Genomic DNA, 19,514 nt, shown 5'->3' with positions numbered 1-19,514 from the left:
GATAAAAGATAAACTAATCACTATTTACAGGCGTTATAGCATTTACTTTTTTTATGTAATATACTTTTGTGTCTTCTTCAAAAACAAGTTTTTCACCATCTTCGTTAACCCTGTTTACAGGAAGGATACCATGATAAACACATAGTAAATCTACTTGATATAAATAGTAGGTAATACAACCGTCAAAAGTATATTTTACAGTTCCCCTTTTGTCTTTTCTATAGTTTTTTTCTACATTATTTACTTCCTTTTTTAAAAAACGCCTAATGCGTTTAACCTGCTTCTTAGAAAGACAAACATCAAGAGAATCAGTTATTGGATGCTGGTCAAAAACAGCATCATATAGCTTATCTGCATTGTCAAATTCCAATATATCTGAAGTCGGAAAAGGAATAGCATAAGCAACAGTAAAGTCGGGATTACCGTCTTCACCTATTTTATAGAGCATTGGATTTTTAGTTTTGTCTGTGGGAGAAAAATTAAAGCATGGGTTAAACTCATTTTGCCTGCATACTTCTACAGCCATTATTCCTTTAACCTGTATGGAATCTCCCTTTTGCTGAGAATACATTTTTACACTCAATAAAAGAACAATAAAAAGCAGGTAATTTTTCATGGTTTAGCAGCATTAAAGTTCATTAACCGTTAATCTGAAACTAAGTGACATCCGTTTTTATTAACTCTTGTATCACTCAATAATTTTATATAGTCTTTATTATCAAGAGGAATATAATTGAACTGTATCGTTTTAAACTCTTCTTTCACATCTACTCTGTTTCCTTTTTGAAAGAAAATAGTAAGCGAATCACCACTAAATTTATATACAAAAGGATCCAGCCCTTTTATTCCGCTTATGGTGTCTTTTCTATCTTTGAGTAAAGTACTGTTTTTAGTAATAACGGTGTATTGATAATCATCTGTCACTCCCCAGTTTAAAGTATTGATATAAATTTTTTCGCCCTTACCCGAAACCAGCATTTTACTTTTAAAAGTATCATGTACATCAACACAGCTATTCAATACCATCACTGATAGTACTATAATTAAATACCTACCTGATTTTTTAACCCGTTTCATGTGTAAGTTATTATAGATTACAAAAAAAACTGTCTCAAATATAGTGTCACTTTGCAAAGTGGAGAACCTTTAAAATTCTGGCAAGAGATTTATTGGCACCACTCAGTTGCACTCAAAATGACATTTGAGACAGTTATATCAAAATATATTTTATTAAGCGCTTTCCAGCGTTTTATCCCTTATTACTTTACCGCTAACGGTTTCAATAAACTGAGGTACAAATACCACCTCTTTTGGTTTTTCAAATTTACCAAGATGCTTAAACGCGTCGGTTGGCAAATCAAAAGGTTCACCCTCTACAACAAGTATCAGTTTTTCACCCAGTGTATCATCCTGACTGCCTTGTACAAAGTAGCGTCGTCCTATATATTCAGAAAGTTTTTCTTCAATCTGCTCCGGGAACAGTTTTACACCACCGCTGTTAATTACATTATCATATCGGCCCAGCCATATAAACTGCTTGTCGTTTACAATCTCAACCACATCGTTAGTAACTACAGGTTCGTCGCAAATTACATAAGGATCAATTACCAGGCATTTGCGTTCATCCTGACTTATATTAACATTAGGCAGTACCGTGAACGCCTCATCTCCTACCGGCTTAGCCGCAATGTGGGTAATGGTTTCGGTCATACCATAAGTTTCATAAATTTTGGTAGGAAGCCCTTTTAGTTGCTTTGTAAGCGCCTGGCTCACCTTTGCTCCACCCAGTATAAGCTTTTTCACTTTTTTAAGCTTCATAAGGCTGTTTTGTGCCTGTAGTGGTACCATAGCACTAAAATTATAAACCGTATCCAGTCGCTCTAACGGATTTGCCACAGGGGCAATCATATCCATATCCCAACCCAGTATAAAGGCACGCACCAGCATCATTTTACCTGCCACAAATTGTGTAGGCAGGCAGTGAAGTACTTTTATGCCTTCATCCAGCTCAAAAAAGCTGCCCGTTGCGAGTGCCGAATTCACCATAGCCTGTTTATCTACCCTAATCATTTTAGGTGCTCCTGTAGTTCCGGATGTTTGCATCTCTATAAAATCGCGATGATCAAACCAGTCCAGTAAAAATTCACCTACCGCTTTTTCATGCGGTTCTCCTTCTTTAATGTAAATGTAAGCCGTACGGCACAGGTCATCTTCATTAAGATGAAATCCATTCAGCTTAAAGCTGTTGTGCACAAAGTGATAATCTGGATTACTCATGTGGGGTTAGTGTTTTGTTAGTAAATTTCGTGGGTTGGCAGCACAACCTTACCGGTAAGTTTCTCTTTCCAGTTGCGCCATTTATATTTCATACTAAAGATAAACAAAAGAATCGGAAAAATTACAACTACCGGAAGCAGAACCGTATATCCTACTTCAGGCTCTGAAAGACTTTTTAAAACCGAATGTGTTTGAAAAGCACTCCATTCAGAAGTTACAAGCAATGCCGTAATAAGGTTGTTGGCTGCATGGAATCCCAGTGCCAGCTCGGTACCTTCGTCCATAAGGGTAATTACACCTAAAAACAATCCGGTACCTATATAGTATACCATTATAACCATCCCCATTTTACCCACCTCAGGGTTAGAAAGGTGCATAACCCCAAATATTACAGATGTCATTACAAGCGGAAACCATTTGGTTAGTCCAAGCCTGCCAAACCCCTGCATTAAATATCCTCTGAAAATAAGTTCTTCAAGAGTGGTTTGTATAGGTATAAAAACAATAGCAATTATAAACAGTATGGCAAACTTTGATAAATTAAACTGTACTTCAAAAGTATCAGGTTTAGAGTAATACTCATAAGCAGTAGTAACCGTTAAAAAAGTTCCCCATAAAAAGAAAGCGAAAAATATACGTTTCCAGTCAACACGGGGTCTGGCAGTTATTACCGTTCTAAACTTTTGACCATGAAAGTTTTTTACCACAAAGTAAAAAGCTATAAAAGCAAAAGTAAACGAAAGCAGTATAAGTAATAAAGTGAGGTTAAGATCCAGATAACGAAGCAATTCAGACTGATCTACGGGCATGCTCTCCCCTTCTTTAACCGACTTTGCAAAAACCGCAATCATTAAAGGTATTTGTCCTATTACAGAAGCTAAAAATACAATAACCGACCCTACCAGATATTTCCAATACTTATTCTCGGGTTTAAATGCCTGTTTAATAAACATGTGTAAAATTGAAAGTTTAAAATTTAGTTTGCCCTAAGTTAATTTAATTTTAAAATTATAATGCCGTTCTTTGCAAAAAAATTATCATGATTACTATATACCATAACCCGCGTTGCAGCAAGTCCCGCGAGGGATTACAGTTTTTAGAACTGGAAGAGAAACCATTTACAACCGTAAAATACCTAAATGAGCCTTTAACCAAAAATGAGCTTACAACTATTATAAAAAAGCTTGGAATAGCCCCTATTGAACTGGTTAGAACGAAAGAAAAAATATGGATTTCTGACTATAAAGGAAAGGAACTTTCTGACAGTGAAGTTATTGAAGCCATGCTACAACACCCTAACCTTATAGAACGCCCTATAGTGGTAAATGGAGACAAAGCTGTTGTTGCCCGTCCGGCCGAAAAAATAAAAGAAATCCTTTAAAAAATTTAACATTTTTTTATGGGGTGTTCATTAAACTTGGGCTGCTTTTTGTAGTCAAACCCCCAATAAAAAAACCAGAACCATTCATGAAAAAAATACAATCCGTATTCTTATTACTCTTACTTTTTACATCAATAGGAGCAATAGCACAAGGAAATCCGGGTAATGTTACCATTAGCGGTAAACTTATTGACCAGGAAACGAAACAACCCCTTGAATTTGCAACAGTAACAATACAAAAACTCGACAACACAACCGTAAACGGTGCAATGACCGATATGAACGGTGAATACAGCATTAATATAGCTCCGGGTACATACAATATTAAATACGATTTTATATCGTTCAAGTCTGTAGTTGTAAGCAACAGACAGGTTAATGCCGATACTAATTTAGGTACTACGGTTATGGCTCCCGATGCCACCCTTTTGCAGGAAGTGGAAATTCGTGCAGAACGTTCTACCGTAGACATTAAACTTGACAAGAAAGTATACAACGTAGGTCAGGACATGATCGTTAAAGGAGGAACCATTAGCGACGTACTTGACAATGTACCATCGGTTACCGTTGATGTAGAAGGTAATGTAAGCCTTAGAGGTAACGAAAGTGTTACTATTATGATAGATGGTAAACCGTCTAACCTGTATGGCTCTAACCTTGCAGATGTACTTAGAGTACTTCCTGCCGACTCGGTAGATAAAATTGAGGTTATTACCAACCCGTCTGCACGTTATGATGCCGAAGGTGGTGGGGGTATTATCAACATTATCCTTAGAAAAGGAAAAGCTCAGGGCTTTAACGGTTCGGTTACCGCAAACACAGGTACGCCCGATAATCACGGTATTATGGCTAACCTAAACTACAGAGGAGAAAAATTCAACGTTTTCTCTAACCTTGGTTACAATTACAGAAACAGCCCGGGTAACAGCATGACCGACTCAGAATACTTTGATGAGAACGGAAACACTACTAGCTTTATAAACGAGCGTAGGGAAAACAAAAGAAAACGTAAAGGATATAACGCTACTCTTGGTTTTGAGTGGTATATTGACAGTACTTTTAGCTGGACCAACTCGGTTTCTGCCAGAAACAGCAATGGTGACAACCCTACCGATACATATTACTACAACTATAATGCAGACGGTTCGTTTAACAACACCCGTTACCGTTTTAACTCGGAAGACGAAGAAGACAGAAACTTTAATTATACTACCAGCTTCCTTAAAAAATTTGACGGAGACGGACACGAACTTAAAGTTGATGCCAATATTTCAAGAAGTACCGACGATGAGAATTCGCAAATCAGGGACATGATTTTAGGAAGCACAAATCCTGATGACAGTTCTATCGAAAGAACACTTAATTATGAAGAGGAAAAACGTACGCTTATTCAGGCAGATTACGTTTTACCTTTTGGCGAAAACAACAGGTTTGAAGCAGGTTACCGTGGTAGTTTTACTCAAAAAGACACCGATGCTAAAGCACAGATACTTGACGAGAACAACGAATGGCAACAAAACGGAAACTTTTCCAGTATGCTTGAGTACAATGAGTATGTAAATGCCCTGTACGCTCAGTATGGTTCTAAATTTGGTTCTAAATTCTCTTACCTTTTAGGGCTTCGCTGGGAAGATTCTAATATCGATGTAAACCTTATAAACAGAGATGAATATAACAACAAACGTTACAATAACTTTTTCCCGAGTGCTTTCCTTACTTACGAATTTTCTGAAGGAAGCAGTGCAAGTATTAGTTACAGCCGTAGGATAAACAGGCCTAGAGGCTTTTTCATTAATCCGTTCTCGAGCCTGCAAAGTAACATTAATGTATTTCAGGGTAACCCAGACCTTGACCCGTCTAAAACCAACTCGTTTGATGTAGGCTATCTAAAAAAATGGAGAGACCTTACACTAAGCACTTCGGCTTATTTAAATATTACCGAAGATTCTTTTCAGTTTGTTAGAAGAACCGAAGATGCCCTACCGGGACAAACTCCGGTTACCTACTCTACTCCTATTAACTTAGCTAAAGAGTACCGTTTTGGTTTTGAGTTTACCTTAAACTACAATCCTTTCAGATGGTGGAAACTTAATGGTAACTTTAACTTCTTTAGGGTTGAAACCGATGGCGATTACACCTGGACATACACTAACGGAAACGGTGAAGAAGTTACCGATTTCCAAAACTTTGACAATACTGCATACACTTGGTTTACCAGAGTAAGCAGTAAAATGAACCTGCCATGGAAAATGGACTGGCAAATTAACGGAACATATAATGCTCCTCAAAACACCGCACAGGGACGCAGCCTGGGTATAATGCACTTTAATACTGCATTAAGCAAAGACATTCTTAAAGAAAAAGCTACGTTAACACTTAACGTAAGCGACATCTTTAATACCCGAAAAAGAAAAAATTATACCAACCTACCTACGGTTTCATCATATAGTGAATGGCAGTGGAGAGAAAGACAGGTTACCCTTTCGTTCACTTACCGTTTCAATATGAACAATCAGCAACGAATGAAACAAGAAAGACAGGGACAGGGCGGTGACGACGATTTTAATATGGGAGGTTAATTATTAATTTTTACAGATACTCCTAAAAAAAGGGCAGCTTTTATAAAGCTGCCCTTTTTGTTTATTATAAATAATGAGTTTTGACATTATAGAATGATAAAAGCATTTCTAAATTATACTAAGAATTATATTTACTTTTGCTTGTACCTTTCTACCATTTGTTTCTGTGTAAGTATTTCCCAAGTTTGAGAATCTAAATTCGCTAACAGAAATAAATCTAGTTTATCATCATCAGTTTCTGAAACTTCTTCAGGTATATTTTTTTGGCATTCAGAATAAATATATTTTAACACTTCAAACATTCCTTCAAGCATAGCATCCATATCATCATCAGAAACTGACTCATCAAATAAAACTTTAACCTTAACTTTGGGATGCAAAAAAGCTTCTAGTGAAACTGTTATCGATTGATTATAATTTCCTGACAACTTTTCAACAGAAGCAGTAGCTGTGACATATTTATATTTACGTGCTCTATTTTTAGATATAAAATCTTTCAACTTCAATTTTACTGCACTATATAAATCTTTAGCAGCTTCTTTTAATATTGTCTCAAAAAAAGGTTTAAGTAAATAAGCTGTAACCACTGTAGGTAAAGCCCATTCAATACCTGCCATAACACCATTATTAGTATAAATGGTTTTTACCTTAAAGTTTAAACTATTTAAATCTCTTTCCATAAAACCATATAAGTCTTCAGGATAATCTTTAGGTACAGCTATAAAAATCATTTCTTCATTATTCATATACAACTATTAAGTGTTAACTATCACTAAATATAAATAAAAAAACGCTTCCAATTTTGGACATAATAATATTAAAATTTTCAGCTCAAGGAGTCACAGCCTTGACTTTTTGGTTCTTTTGTGTCAAGACAAAAGAATATAGTAAACAATAGATTACTTCATGCCTCGCAATGACAAACATTCCTGTCATGTCGACAACAGGAGACATCTCCATTCAAAATGTAAAAGAGATTTCTCCACTACACTTCGTTTCGGTCGAAATGGAAAAACAGATTCCTTCCTTCGTCAGGATGACAGACATTCCTGTCATTGCGAGTAGGTAACGACGCGGCAATCTAAACTCTTAACCCAATAAAAAAAGCAGCCCTAAGGCTGCTTTTAGTGAGTTTTAGTTTAGTTATAATCTTAAGGGAAAATTCCTCTTTGTTTATAAGCCATTTCAATTCTGGTTAGTGCCTGTATGTAAGCGGCAGTTCTCCAGTCTGTTTGATACTGAACAGAAGTGTTGATTACTTTATTAAAAGCATCTTCAAGTTTCTTTCTCAGTTTCACAATAACATCATCCATTGTCCATATCTCACCGTTACGGTTTTGCAGCCACTCAAAGTAACTACCAATAACCCCACCTGAGTTACAAAGGATATCCGGAATCATTTGTACACCGTTAGCAAGTAAAATAGCTTCACCTTCGGTATCAATAGGTCCGTTAGCACCTTCTGCAACCACTTTAGCTTTCACGGTGTTAGCGTTATCTTCGGTAATCTGGTTACCTAAAGCAGCAGGAATAATTACGTCACAGTCAATCCCGAAGAAATCTTCAGAAGGATAATCCTGTGTACCTTTATAACCTGTAATGGTAGCATTATCGCTTTGGTATCTTAATAAAGCTTCAGGGTCAATACCTTCAGGGTTGTAAATAGTACCTGTAGCATCCTGTACACCTATAAGTATTGCACCGTTTTTGTGCATAAAGTGTGCAGCCCAGTAACCTACGTTACCAAATCCCTGTACAATATATTTTTTACCTTCAAGTGAAGTACCGTTAAGCTTAGCCCACGACTCCAGTGTAACAACCACACCAAAACCGGTAGCACGGTCACGACCTTCAAGACCACCCGATCCTACAGGCTTACCTGTAACCACGTGTTGGTTTTTAGAACGCTCGCTTGGTGATTTTGTAGACATATAAGTATCTGCAATCCAAGCCATCATTTGTGCGTTGGTATTTACATCGGGAGCAGGAATATCGTGCTCAGGACCAATATTGTCACCCAGTGCATAGGTGAAACGTCTTGTAATCCTTTCAAGCTCACCCTGAGAGTATTTTTTAGGATCCAGCTGGATACCACCTTTACCACCTCCGTAAGGAAGTCCGGCAAGCGATGTTTTCCATGTCATCCATGTAGCAAGAGCCCTTGCGGCATCAATATCTACCGTTGGGTGATATCTTAAACCTCCTTTATAAGGACCTAAGGCATTATTGTGTTGTACCCTATAACCGGTAAAAACTTCTACTTGACCGTTGTCCATCTTTACAGGAAAGTGAACTACGATTTCGTTATTTGTAATGGAAAGGATTTTTCTTACGCTTTCATCCAGTCCCATAACGGCTGCAGCTTTTTCAAACTGATTCTTTACGTTTTCGTACATGCCCACGCGACGGGGCTTTTGAGTTGTTGCCATAACAAATTTTTTACAACGTGTGTTCTCTATAACAAAATTGTCTTAAAAAGACGTACAAATATATGGGAATTACCAATATGCAAAACGTTTTGATTAATAATTTTACAAAAAATAAAACCTAAAATTATCATTGCTGTAATTTGAACGTATTTTTAAGTATTAAAAATATACATATCACAAAATGTACCAAACTTTACAACCTCATAAACCACTAATTATCAACACACTATAATGACAGCTATTTTTTTCCCTATTTAAGTTGTAAATAGTTCACTTTTATAATATTATCTTTAGCCGCATTAACTAAAAAAATGGAACTAATAACAGCTTATGCCGGAGCGTGTGCCATTGGCCTGGTTTTAGGGTTAATGGGCGGTGGCGGCTCTATACTTACCGTACCTCTGTTAGTATACGTAATGGGCATAAATCCGGTTTTGGCAACCGGCTACTCGCTGTTTATTGTAGGCTTCACTGCCGCTTTTGGCGGAGTGCAAAATTTCCTAAAAGGCAATGTTGCCATAAAACAGGGATTACTAATAGCCGTTCCGTCATTTATAACCGTATACTGCACCCGCAGGTATATAGTACCTTCCCTACCGCAAATTATTCTTGATACTAAGAACGTTACCTTACACAAAGATACGTTTATTATGGCATTATTTGCTATAATAATGCTGCTTGCAGCACTTTCTATGCTTACAAAAAAAGAAACCGTACAACAACCTGACACCAATAAAGAAAAAACCAGTTATGTACGCATACTTCCCTATATCATTTTAACGGGTATAACCATGGGGCTTGTAGGTGCCGGCGGCGGATTCTTAATTATACCCATGCTGGTATTTTTTGGCGGTCTTAGCATGAAAAAAGCAGTAGGTACTTCCCTGCTAATCATTGCTGTAAACTCCCTAACCGGGTTTTTAGGCGATTTACATAACACAACCATAAACTGGCAGTTTCTGTTATCTTTTACTGCCATCTCGATTTTTGGTATATTTGTGGGCAGTTACCTGCACAGGTACGTAAACGAGAAACAGCTAAAAAAAGGTTTTGGGGTATTTATACTTATTATGGCCTGCTTTATTCTCTCTAAAGAAGTTTTTGGATATTAATCTAACCACGATATGAAAATAGAACAAATATACACAGGCTGTATTGCACAGGCAGCCTATTACCTTGAAAGTAATGGCGAAGCTGCCATTTTTGATCCGTTAAGGGAAGTGCAGCCCTACATTGAAAAAGCGGCAAAAGACAACGCTAAAATAAAGTACATTTTTGAAACCCATTTCCATGCCGATTTCGTTTCGGGTCATTTGGATCTGGCTAAAAAAACAGGAGCCGAAATTGTATATGGACCAACAGCTGCTCCCGAGTTTAACGCTATTATTGCCGAAGACAATCAGGAGTTTAAAGTAGGTAACTATACTATTAGGGCTATATACACCCCGGGGCATACTTTAGAAAGTACCTGCTACCTGCTGTTAGACGAAAACAATAACATGCACGGTATTATTACAGGAGATACCTTATTTATTGGCGATGTAGGAAGACCTGATCTTGCACAGGCTCTTACCAGTGAACTTACACAGGAGGTACTTGCCTCTCACCTGTTCGATTCGCTTCGTAATAAGATAATGGTATTGCCTGATGAGCTTATAGTATACCCTAGCCACGGTGCCGGAAGTGCCTGCGGAAAAAACATGAGCAAGGAAACTACCGATACATTAGGTAACCAAAAGAAAACCAACTATGCCCTAAGGGCAGATATGACTAAAGAGGAATTTACCGTCGAATTACTTGACGGACTGGGAGCTCCTCCTGCCTACTTCCCTCAAAATGTTTTAATGAACATTAAAGGGTACGACAGCCTTGACAACATTATAAAAAAAGGTGCTACACCACTTACAGCAAACGAACTGGAAGCTACAGCAAACAGCACCGGTGCCATAGTACTTGATGTAAGGCATGAAAACGACTTTGTAAAAGAACACATCCCTAACTCTATATTCATTGGTCTTCACGGAGGTTTTGCTCCTTGGGTAGGTGCGCTTATCCGCGATGTAAACCAGCCTATACTACTGGTTACTCCAGAAGGTAAGGAAGAAGAAACCATTACAAGACTTGCACGTGTAGGGTTTGATAACACACTAGGCTACCTAAAAGGTGGTATTGAAGCATGGAAAGCTGCCGGTTTTGAAACCGAAAGCATCCGCTCTATCTCACCGGAAGAGTTTGCCGAAGGACTGGCTCAAAACCCAATCACAGTGGTAGATTCACGTAAACCGGGTGAATTTAGTAACGGTCACGTAGCTGAAGCCGTAAACATTCCGCTTGATTTTGTAAACGAGCGTTTTGCAGAAGTACCTGCTGAGGCCGACTTTTACCTTCACTGTGCCGGTGGTTACCGTTCGGTAATAATGGCATCAATTTTGAAAGCAAGAGGTTACCATAACATGATTAATGTAGAGAAAGGTTTTGGCGGTATTAAAAATACAGCAGTGCAAACTGTTGTAAGCCAAGCTTCTTCATGCAGTAATTCATAAATATAAAATAATTGTTAATGCTGCTGTATAACATATATTTTTAGATAATTTAGCAGCTTAAATAAAACTATAAAAACCACATGAAAAAATTTCTTTTGTTTGCATCGGTTGCTGCTTTTGCGGTTTCGTGCAACGATTCACTTAAAGAAAATGAGTTCCTTGTTTCAGGAACCATAGATACTATTTACAACGGTAAACAGGTGTTCCTTAAAGAAGCTCCAAAAGAGCGTATGGCTCAGCCTGTAGCTTTAGATACGGCTGTAGTAGAGAACGGTAAATTTACTTTTAGAGGTATGGCGGAAACTCCTCAGGAGCGTTTCCTTTTTATTGAAGGAGAAGAAAAAAATGCACCTATCCGATTTTTTGCGGAAGAAGGTAACATTACCATCAATGTAAATAAAGATACAATTTACAACTCTACCGTTACCGGTACCTTTAATAACGAAGTGCTTGCTAAGTACAACAAGCTGAATAATGAAGTAAGTAAAAAAGGACAGGAACTTAGTCAGGAATACACAAAAGCTTCTCAGTCACAAGATGCAGAGGCTGTAAAGAAAATTGAAGAGCAGTTTGAAGCATTCTCTGACGAGATGTATACTAAATTCAAAGCTTTTATTGAGGAAAACCCTACGGCAGAAATCTCTATTCAGGCATTCCCTTCTCTGTTAAGAAGTCAGGAGGCTACTTACGAAGAGCTTAAGGCTATTTTTGATAAACTGCCACAATCAAGCAAAGACAGTGACCTTGGTAAAAAAATAAGTGAATACCTGGAGAAGAAAAAACAGGCTGACGCTGCTAAATCGGCAACTTCTGTTGGAAAACAGGTTCCTGATTTTGCTGCCCCAACTCCGGAAGGTAAAATGCTTTCTGTAAAAGAAGCTATGGGTAAAGTTACTATTATCGACCTATGGGCATCTTGGTGTGGTCCATGCCGTAAAGAAAACCCTAACGTAGTGGCTATGTACAACGAGCTTCACGGTAAAGGCCTAAACATTCTTGGTGTTTCTCTTGATGAAGACGGTGACAAATGGAAACAGGCTATCGCTGCCGATAAACTTACATGGCAACACATCTCTAACCTTAAAGGTTGGGACGAGCCAATTGCAAAACAATTTGGTGTAAACAGCATACCTGCAACTTTAGTACTGGATGCTAACGGTGTAATTGTAGCAAGAGACCTTAGAGGCGACGAACTTAAAGCTAAAGTAGAAGAGCTTTTAGCTAAGTAATTCATTTACAATATCACATATACAAAAGGCGCAGATATCCCCTGCGCCTTTTTTTATAAATATAATTTAGTAACTTAGGCGTACCTATGTAACAAATCAAAACCTTTACACTATGAAAAAAATTCTTGTAATCACCTTAACCGTTTTGGCTATCATGTCTTTTAAGGGCATTGATTTGGTTGGAAACGAGTTTAAAATTGTTGGGACAGTCAGTTCTGATTTTAACGGACAAAAAGTTTTTCTGGCAAAATCTATCAATGATGACGTTATGAGTAAGCTGGACTCAACAATAGTAAAAAACGGAAAATTTACCTTTAATGGCGTGGCAGACAAGCCGGAACAGCGACTTATTTATTTTGAAGAAAAACTGATGGACGGGCAAATTGCTATTTATGCCGAAAAAGGAAACATTACCATAAATGTAAATGCCGAAGATATACCAAAATCAGTTGTGGGTGGTACATTAAATAATAACGCTCTGGCTAAACTAAATGTAATGCTTATTGAAGTAGGTGAAAAGGAAGAAGCTTTTAAAAACGAGCATATGGATAACTTTTCCAAAGCCAAATCAGAGGGGGATACTGAAACACAAAACAGGATTATTCAGGAGTACTCAAAACTTACTAAAGAGAACAATAAAAACTATATCGCATTTATTGAGGAAAACCCAAACAGCCTTATATGTGCAGAGCTGTTCCCTGTTATATTAAAAGATCAGGATGTAAAAGCAAAAGATTTAAAACCGATATACGATAAAATGGGTCCGGCTCCAAAAGCAACCGAAATGGGTCAAAAGGTAGAGACTTATCTTAACCAGATGCTGGCTAATGAAAAAGCTATGGAAGCTACCGAAGTGGGTAAAACTGCTCCTGATTTCTCGGCTGCCACACCAAACGGAAAAACACTTTCCCTTAATCAGGCTAAAGGCAAGGTTACCATTATCGATTTTTGGGCTTCCTGGTGCGGACCATGCCGTAAAGAAAATCCTAATGTAGTAGCCATGTATAATGAACTACATGATAAAGGTCTTAACATTATTGGGGTTTCTCTTGATAAAGACGATGCCAAGTGGAAAGGTGCTATTGAAAAAGATAACCTAACATGGCAACATATCTCTAACCTACAGGGTTGGGACGAACCAATAGCGGTACAATATGGTGTTACATCTATACCGGCTACAGTAATACTGGATAAAAACGGTGTTATTGTTGCCCGTAACCTGAGAGGTGAAGAACTTAAAGCTAAAGTAAAAGAGCTTTTAGCCGAATAGTTTCTCTCTAAAAACATAAAATATAAAGCCACACTATAGTGTGGCTTTTTTCGTTTCACAATAATTAGTATATTTATTTTCAAATATTTACATCTTACCAAACTAAACTGTTATGAAAAAATTACTCCTTATTGGCGCAGCTATACTGGCTGTTTGCTGCAACAACCTTAAAGAAAATGAATACCTTATTACAGGCACTGTAGATCCTGCTTTTAACGGCAGATATGTTGTTTTAAAAGAAAATGGCGGAAGTATTATAGCCTTAAATACGGTTGACTCTACCACAATAGAAAATGGTAAATTCAGTTTTAGAGGTACCACAGACAGTATTAAAAGCGGATTCTTTTACGTTGAAGGAAAAGAGGAAGACCCTATGGCTTTATACATTGAAAAAGGCACTATTGATATTAAAGTAGATAAAGATACCGTTTCTAACTCGGTTATTAGTGGTACACTTAACAATAATGCATTTTATAAGTACTTACAGCTTGATAAAGAATTCAATAACCAATATTCCAAAATATATAATATTTATAATGATGATTATATGAAAGCGGTTAAGGAAAAAGATACCGTTAATGTAAAAAGACTTGAAAATATATTTGATGATTTTTACAAAAAAAACTGCAGCAAGTATATTGATTTCATTAAAGAGCACCCTGACTCTGAAGTATCCCTTTTAGCATTTACCTCCTATTATCGTTATACAAAAAACAAAAGCTTTACCTCAATAAATAAAGTTTATCAAACGTTAAGTCATAAAGTAAAAGAAACCGAAAAAGGTAAAAGACTAGGCGAACTAATTAAAAATATGGAATAAAGGAAGTTGCCGGAACTAAGAACAAAAGAGCTTTTAGCGGAGTAATTCTCTATATAAAAACATGAATAAAAATCCCTGCTATAGCGGGGATTTTATATTCCTTTAACTTTATGTATTGAATTTGTCAAAGTCCTTTTATAATACTCTAAAGGTACTCTTTCCTCATACTTTAAAGTATATTGATTTCCGTTTAGCAAATCGTCTCCCGGGCATTTAGAGTAATAATAAATACTGTCTATATAAAACTCCTGTTGCACCAGCGAAGTGTATATTTTATATTCAAACTTACATCCCTGCCCTGCATCGTGACATAAAACCATATTGTCGGCTTTCTTATCAAATGTATCATAGCCACCCCAGGCACGGCTTACTTCGTTACATATCACATTATCATACACACGCCCTACCCTGCTTGATTTCCCATCAACATTAAGCAGTATAACAAGCTTACGGTTATCTTGCCCGCAATAATCAAATCCGGGATAATCCGGGTTTAAGGATGACGGAGAAATTATAACAAGGGTATCTGTCAAAGCATCGTTATTTACATCCATAGGTTTTGCATCTATAACCCTATAGTATGACGAAACCATACAGCCATAAGCCTTAAAATACCCCTTAGATTTTTCAATACATTCGGCAGTGACATCTTTAGGCACATCAAGCGTATCATAAGAGGTAACAGGTTGCCTAGCCTGCCTATAGTTATCTTTACAGGAAATAAGGCTAAGCCCTAAAAACAAAATAAGCAAGGCTGGTTTCATGGTTTTTGGATTTGTATAAAAATAAAAAAAACAACGCTATATTTCTATAACGTTGTTTTACATCCCTTTAGTTTCTGTTCTGTAAATCAGCTGTAATCGTCGGGTTCAATGTGTATCAGTACACGCCCTACTCCGGTGATTTGCTTACGCAGGTAATCTTCCAGTTCATGTGCCAGCCTGTGTCCTTCCTTAACGGTTATATTGGCGTTTACAATGGCATGAAGTTCTATGTGATATACCATCCCTGTTTTCCTTACAAAACATTTTTCTGTACCTAATATACCTTTTACTTTAACCGATGCTTCCCTTATATTCTCAACCACATCGTCATACAAATGCTCGTCCATTATCTCGCCCAGTGCCGGGCGGAAAATAAGATAGCTGTTGTAAATAATAAAACCCGAAGCAAACAGCGCAGCCCAGTCATCTGCCGACTCATACCCCTTTCCGCAAAAAAGAGCAATAGAAATCCCTAAAAATGCGGCTACCGATGTTATAGCATCACTACGATGGTGCCAGGCATCGGCCTTAAGTGCCGAACTGTTGGTTTCCTTACTCTTTTTAAGCACCAGCCTAAATGATATTTCTTTCCAAATGATAATAGCTCCCAGTACAATTAGTGTCCAGCTTTTGGGCAAATCATGTGGTGTTTGTATGTTCACTATACTCTCATAAGCAATAACAGTAGCTGCGGTAATTAAAAAACCCACTACGATAAAGGTGATAAGTGCCTCTGCCCTTCCGTGTCCGTAAGGATGGTTCTCATCTGCCGGTCGTGTGGAATATTTAATCCCAAACAGTACCAGTATTGACGAGAATATATCGGTAGTCGACTCTATTGCATCGGCAATAAGCGCATACGAATTACCAAAAAAGCCCGCCACACCTTTAAGCAACGCTAACAATGTGTTGCCTATAATACTAAAATAACTGGCCTTTATTGCTTTATCTATATTGGTTTCTAACATTGTTATGGGGGAGTAAAGTTTTTGCAGATTAAAAGCAGTATTGTTGCCTTATTTTCACAGCACAAAAATACTACACCAAGACTAATATATAAAGCCATTAACACTTTTTAATTTAAAGATAATACCCAAAATACAAAAAGTGAATTTTTATTTATTTAGCTTCCAGACATTTAAAAAATAGTTTTTAAAATACCCTAAAATATGTTTGTTTAGTAAGAAAACAGTACTATATTTGCACCGCATTAAAACAATAATGCATGTCTAAAACGGCATGGGGAGATACTCAAGCGGCCAACGAGGACGGACTGTAAATCCGTTGGGAAACCTTCGCAGGTTCGAATCCTGCTCTCCCCACCAATAATTAAAAGCCTGCAATTTTTTGCAGGCTTTTTTTATTTACTGCACTTCATTAGAATTTATAAAAGGTTATAAAAGTTTTGTGACAAAATTCAGTGCTGAAAATTTCGCCACAGAATTACACATAAACACCTATATATCAACATTTAAAATAGGCTATCGACTTGATTTAAGACGCTGTACTTCTACATTTATTAACATAAAAAGTTGAATTATGTTAGGGAACAGTTTTGGGATGGCTTTTTTCCTGAAAAGCGCCACAAGGACAGCAAATCCATTTGCTTTGAAATACATTTCATCCTTGCTCTGGTTAGGTTCTATACTGATCTTTCCTCGCTTCATAACTGATACAGTAAGGCAAGTAAGTTGATACGGTGTGGAACACCTTTAAGATTCAATAAATTCTACTATTTCTAATACTGATTTTAACTAAGGATATATCCTTTTTATATATTTGTAATAAGCTGGGAAAGGGACTACTCTTGTCTTTTAAACCTAAGTATAGGACTGTCTGCAATACTAAAAAATACATCAAAGAAAATTGAATCACAGGTTTTACAATAAAAGTAATAATGAGAAAAACAGAATTCTAGCAGTAATAGCTACCCTATCTATTACAATTATAGTTTTTTCAATCATTATATCAATATATTCAGGTATATACCTAATTGGGTTTTTAATATTTGCAATAACCTTATCAATAGTCTCTCCTTTCTTCGACATACCATCACTAAAGAAAAGTGGAAGAATTAATTATTATTCGTCCTTATTCCTAACCGAAAAACCAAGAAACGGTGTGGTTAAAATTCACGGCGGAACCTTATTTGATTACTACTTTGTAATTGACAGAAAAATGAATGGCAAACAAAGGACAGATTTCATAATCCAGCAGTATTTAGAAGGCTTATTGTCTTTCATAGAAGAGCATAAAAACGATAACCAAATTAAAATTCACGGAACAAGCTACATTATAAATGAAAGAACAGCAGAAAAAATTGGCTTTAAATCTGTTGAAACTGATGTTTTACAAAAAGTGATTTTAACTTACAATTACTTCAATCTTTTGATTTCAAATTCAATTGCTAAAAAAAAACTAGCATTTCCCAATTTGAGTAAAACTAAAACATTTGAGGCTGAAATCAGTCAGTTAATTGAAAGAAAAGAATATATAGAAAGATTAAATAAATCGTTGAAAAGAGATTTTTGATAATACTATACTTCTAAAACTAATGTAAGGTACTTACAATTTCATTTTACAAGAGAAAGCACTTCTATTTCAAAAACGAGAGTTTCATCCGGTGGTATAATACCATTCCCTTTTGTACCATAAGCCAAATCAGGAGGGATAACAAAAGTTCCCTTTTCACCTGGTTTTAATAATTTAACCCCTTCATAAAAACCCGGAATCAGGCTTCCTTTGGTTATTGTAAACAGGGGTGGCTCACCCTTATAGGAATCATCAATAACTTTACCATCACTCAGTTTGCATGTATAATGTATAGCATATGTACTGTTTTCCTTAACGTTATCTCCAAAATTGACTTTTTTTGTCACTCTGTATTTTAAGCCCGTTTTAGTATGTATATATCCATCACTATCAGGTATTGATTCGGTTTCAGAATGGTTCCCTAACATACTCCCCTTATCAATGTCCATTACCAAACGAAATTCTTTACTATCCTTCTCGGGGTTATACCCTCCTTCTTTAGGTGTGTACCTCCATAACTCTTCAATAAGATAGGTGCGCCCATGTGCCATACCACGACCTACTATTGACTGTGATGAGGGCGGACAACCTTTATAAACCTTATCTGCTGTCATTTCTGACTGGGATACTCCTTTATCACCAGGGCTGCTTAACTTATAAAAAACCATACCCAGTTCGTTTGGTTCAGCAAACTGAACCCTGTCTTTATAAGTATAAACATAGCGGTATTTAAACCCCTTTCGCTTATTTCCTCCTATAACATATTTTGTTTCCACCAGCCGTTGTTTTTGCCCGCCACGCATAGCATATTCCCATTCATCGTCACTTGGTAAACGAAAACTTTTTCCTGTTACTGCATTGATTTTTTCTATAAATGCTTTCATCTTGGGGTAATTTACATTCAAATCACCAGGATAAGCCGGTTCCATGTTTTTAGTTAATGTGCCTAATACAGGGTGCCCGAACATGGGATCATTGTCCCCCTTATTTCTATACTCCGGCGATACCGTGACATAGGAAAAAACGGGAGTTTGATATAATGCCCAGTATAACTCATTGGTTATAACACCTTTTGATATATAAAAACTATTAGCAACAGTAGTTTTTACAGGACGATAATTAGTAGTATCCTTATATCCGTTTTTACGGTATACCAGTCCATGTGATTTTGCATTTTTATAAAAGCTGCCTTTTTCCACCAAAACAAAACTGTTAAGGAATTCCTGAATTATTTTATTCTTTTTAGATTTTTCTGCCGATTTTATTTCTGCAACTCTGGCATCCCATGCCGCTTGTGTTTGCGGAAATTTAGCCAGTTCTTTTTTAATAGTAAAAACTTCTTTATACTTATCTTCAAGCCCTTCAATATCATAATTATTTAAATAAAAATCACATTCACTATTTAATTTTTCCAACATTAAAAAACCAGACAGTATATAATCTATTCGGGATATACCTAAAACAAAACAGCTTCTTGCCATAATTCTCAAATGAAGCACTTTTGGGTTTTTAAATCCCTTGTCTTCTAATACCTGAAGTTTTGTTACTGCATTTGCATAATCTCCTTTTAAATAACATTGTTCTGCTTCTTCATATTCCAGTTTAGCTAAAGTATTTTGGGCTTTAACACTTACTGTACAAAGGGTACAGAGTAAACAGATAATAATGACTATTTTATTCATAGCTTAGT

General features: G+C 36.7%; 18 protein-coding genes and 1 tRNA gene. 9 read left to right on the top strand and 10 right to left on the bottom strand.

Annotation, left to right across the window (positions count from 1 at the left end; genetic code table 11):
* Nucleotides 1-13: 13 nt before the first annotated feature.
* The 4 genes from Q763_RS12550 to Q763_RS12535 all read right to left on the bottom strand — a co-directional run bounded on the left by Q763_RS12550 (nt 14) and on the right by Q763_RS12535 (nt 3,230).
* Entirely contained in the window at nt 14-616 is a 603-nt protein-coding gene (locus Q763_RS12550) for a hypothetical protein (protein ID WP_035134809.1), read from the bottom strand.
* A 29-nt stretch (nt 617-645) separates the two neighbouring features.
* Complete coding sequence (locus Q763_RS12545; RefSeq protein ID WP_035134807.1) at nt 646-1,077, bottom strand: hypothetical protein; 432 nt, start codon at nt 1,075-1,077, stop codon at nt 646-648.
* A gap of 153 nt (nt 1,078-1,230) precedes the next feature.
* Nucleotides 1,231-2,277, bottom strand: coding sequence for an AMP-binding protein (locus Q763_RS12540; protein ID WP_035134805.1), 1,047 nt, complete (start codon nt 2,275-2,277; stop codon nt 1,231-1,233).
* Nucleotides 2,278-2,294: 17 nt separating this feature from the next.
* Nucleotides 2,295-3,230 (bottom strand): CPBP family intramembrane glutamic endopeptidase, encoded by a 936-nt coding sequence (locus Q763_RS12535; RefSeq protein ID WP_035134802.1) that lies wholly within the window; start codon nt 3,228-3,230, stop codon nt 2,295-2,297.
* Nucleotides 3,231-3,316: 86 nt separating this feature from the next.
* On the opposite strand from Q763_RS12535, the gene arsC reads away from it, so the two are divergent.
* Together arsC and Q763_RS12525 are read left to right on the top strand one after the other, a co-directional pair.
* A complete protein-coding gene (arsC, locus tag Q763_RS12530; protein ID WP_035134800.1) occupies nt 3,317-3,658 on the top strand; it encodes an arsenate reductase (glutaredoxin) in 342 nt (113 codons plus the stop codon).
* 86 nt (nt 3,659-3,744) lie between these two features.
* Nucleotides 3,745-6,237 (top strand): outer membrane beta-barrel family protein, encoded by a 2,493-nt coding sequence (locus tag Q763_RS12525; RefSeq protein WP_035134798.1) that lies wholly within the window; start codon nt 3,745-3,747, stop codon nt 6,235-6,237.
* Between the two features lie 131 nt (nt 6,238-6,368).
* On the opposite strand, the gene Q763_RS12520 is transcribed toward Q763_RS12525, so the two are convergent.
* Both Q763_RS12520 and Q763_RS12515 read right to left on the bottom strand, forming a co-directional pair.
* Complete coding sequence (locus Q763_RS12520) at nt 6,369-6,983, bottom strand: hypothetical protein (protein WP_035134796.1); 615 nt, start codon at nt 6,981-6,983, stop codon at nt 6,369-6,371.
* A gap of 405 nt (nt 6,984-7,388) precedes the next feature.
* On the bottom strand, nt 7,389-8,666 hold the full coding sequence (locus tag Q763_RS12515; RefSeq protein ID WP_035134794.1) for a Glu/Leu/Phe/Val family dehydrogenase: 1,278 nt from the start codon (nt 8,664-8,666) through the stop codon (nt 7,389-7,391).
* A gap of 311 nt (nt 8,667-8,977) precedes the next feature.
* Between Q763_RS12515 and Q763_RS12510 the strand changes: the two genes are divergently transcribed.
* The 5 genes from Q763_RS12510 (at nt 8,978) to Q763_RS12490 (ending at nt 14,528) form a co-directional block, all read left to right on the top strand.
* Nucleotides 8,978-9,778, top strand: a complete 801-nt coding sequence (locus Q763_RS12510) for a sulfite exporter TauE/SafE family protein (protein ID WP_035134792.1) — start codon at nt 8,978-8,980, stop codon at nt 9,776-9,778.
* Between the two features lie 12 nt (nt 9,779-9,790).
* The gene (locus tag Q763_RS12505; RefSeq protein ID WP_035134790.1) at nt 9,791-11,209 is read left to right on the top strand and encodes an MBL fold metallo-hydrolase; all 1,419 of its coding nucleotides are present in this window, start codon (nt 9,791-9,793) and stop codon (nt 11,207-11,209) included.
* Nucleotides 11,210-11,289: 80 nt separating this feature from the next.
* The gene (locus Q763_RS12500) at nt 11,290-12,438 is read left to right on the top strand and encodes a TlpA disulfide reductase family protein (RefSeq protein WP_035134788.1); all 1,149 of its coding nucleotides are present in this window, start codon (nt 11,290-11,292) and stop codon (nt 12,436-12,438) included.
* Between the two features lie 112 nt (nt 12,439-12,550).
* Nucleotides 12,551-13,708 carry a TlpA disulfide reductase family protein gene (locus Q763_RS12495; protein WP_035134786.1) on the top strand — a complete coding sequence of 386 codons (1,158 nt, stop codon included), beginning with the start codon at nt 12,551-12,553 and terminating at the stop codon, nt 13,706-13,708.
* Between the two features lie 112 nt (nt 13,709-13,820).
* The gene (locus Q763_RS12490) at nt 13,821-14,528 is read left to right on the top strand and encodes a DUF4369 domain-containing protein (protein ID WP_035134784.1); all 708 of its coding nucleotides are present in this window, start codon (nt 13,821-13,823) and stop codon (nt 14,526-14,528) included.
* Between the two features lie 92 nt (nt 14,529-14,620).
* Here Q763_RS12490 and Q763_RS12485 read toward each other — a convergent pair whose 3' ends face one another.
* Nucleotides 14,621-15,292, bottom strand: a complete 672-nt coding sequence (locus tag Q763_RS12485; protein WP_035134783.1) for a hypothetical protein — start codon at nt 15,290-15,292, stop codon at nt 14,621-14,623.
* An 86-nt stretch (nt 15,293-15,378) separates the two neighbouring features.
* Nucleotides 15,379-16,260: a cation diffusion facilitator family transporter gene (locus tag Q763_RS12480; protein ID WP_035134781.1), complete on the bottom strand. Its 882-nt coding sequence runs from the start codon at nt 16,258-16,260 to the stop codon at nt 15,379-15,381.
* A 273-nt stretch (nt 16,261-16,533) separates the two neighbouring features.
* Here Q763_RS12480 and Q763_RS12475 point away from each other — a divergent pair.
* Nucleotides 16,534-16,617, top strand: a tRNA-Tyr gene (locus Q763_RS12475).
* A gap of 156 nt (nt 16,618-16,773) precedes the next feature.
* On the opposite strand, the gene Q763_RS17965 is transcribed toward Q763_RS12475, so the two are convergent.
* Complete coding sequence (locus Q763_RS17965; protein ID WP_035134779.1) at nt 16,774-16,959, bottom strand: hypothetical protein; 186 nt, start codon at nt 16,957-16,959, stop codon at nt 16,774-16,776.
* 199 nt (nt 16,960-17,158) lie between these two features.
* Between Q763_RS17965 and Q763_RS12465 the strand changes: the two genes are divergently transcribed.
* On the top strand, nt 17,159-17,824 hold the full coding sequence (locus tag Q763_RS12465) for a hypothetical protein (protein WP_035134777.1): 666 nt from the start codon (nt 17,159-17,161) through the stop codon (nt 17,822-17,824).
* Nucleotides 17,825-17,865: 41 nt separating this feature from the next.
* On the opposite strand, the gene Q763_RS17535 is transcribed toward Q763_RS12465, so the two are convergent.
* Nucleotides 17,866-19,506, bottom strand: a complete 1,641-nt coding sequence (locus tag Q763_RS17535) for an FKBP-type peptidyl-prolyl cis-trans isomerase (protein WP_052123432.1) — start codon at nt 19,504-19,506, stop codon at nt 17,866-17,868.
* Nucleotides 19,507-19,514 lie beyond the last annotated feature (8 nt).

The organism is Flavobacterium beibuense F44-8, assembly GCF_000769915.1.
Taxonomy (GTDB): domain Bacteria; phylum Bacteroidota; class Bacteroidia; order Flavobacteriales; family Flavobacteriaceae; genus Flavobacterium; species Flavobacterium beibuense.
The sequence above is the reverse complement of the archived record's forward strand: the minus strand, read 5'-3'. Positions and strand labels throughout refer to the sequence as shown.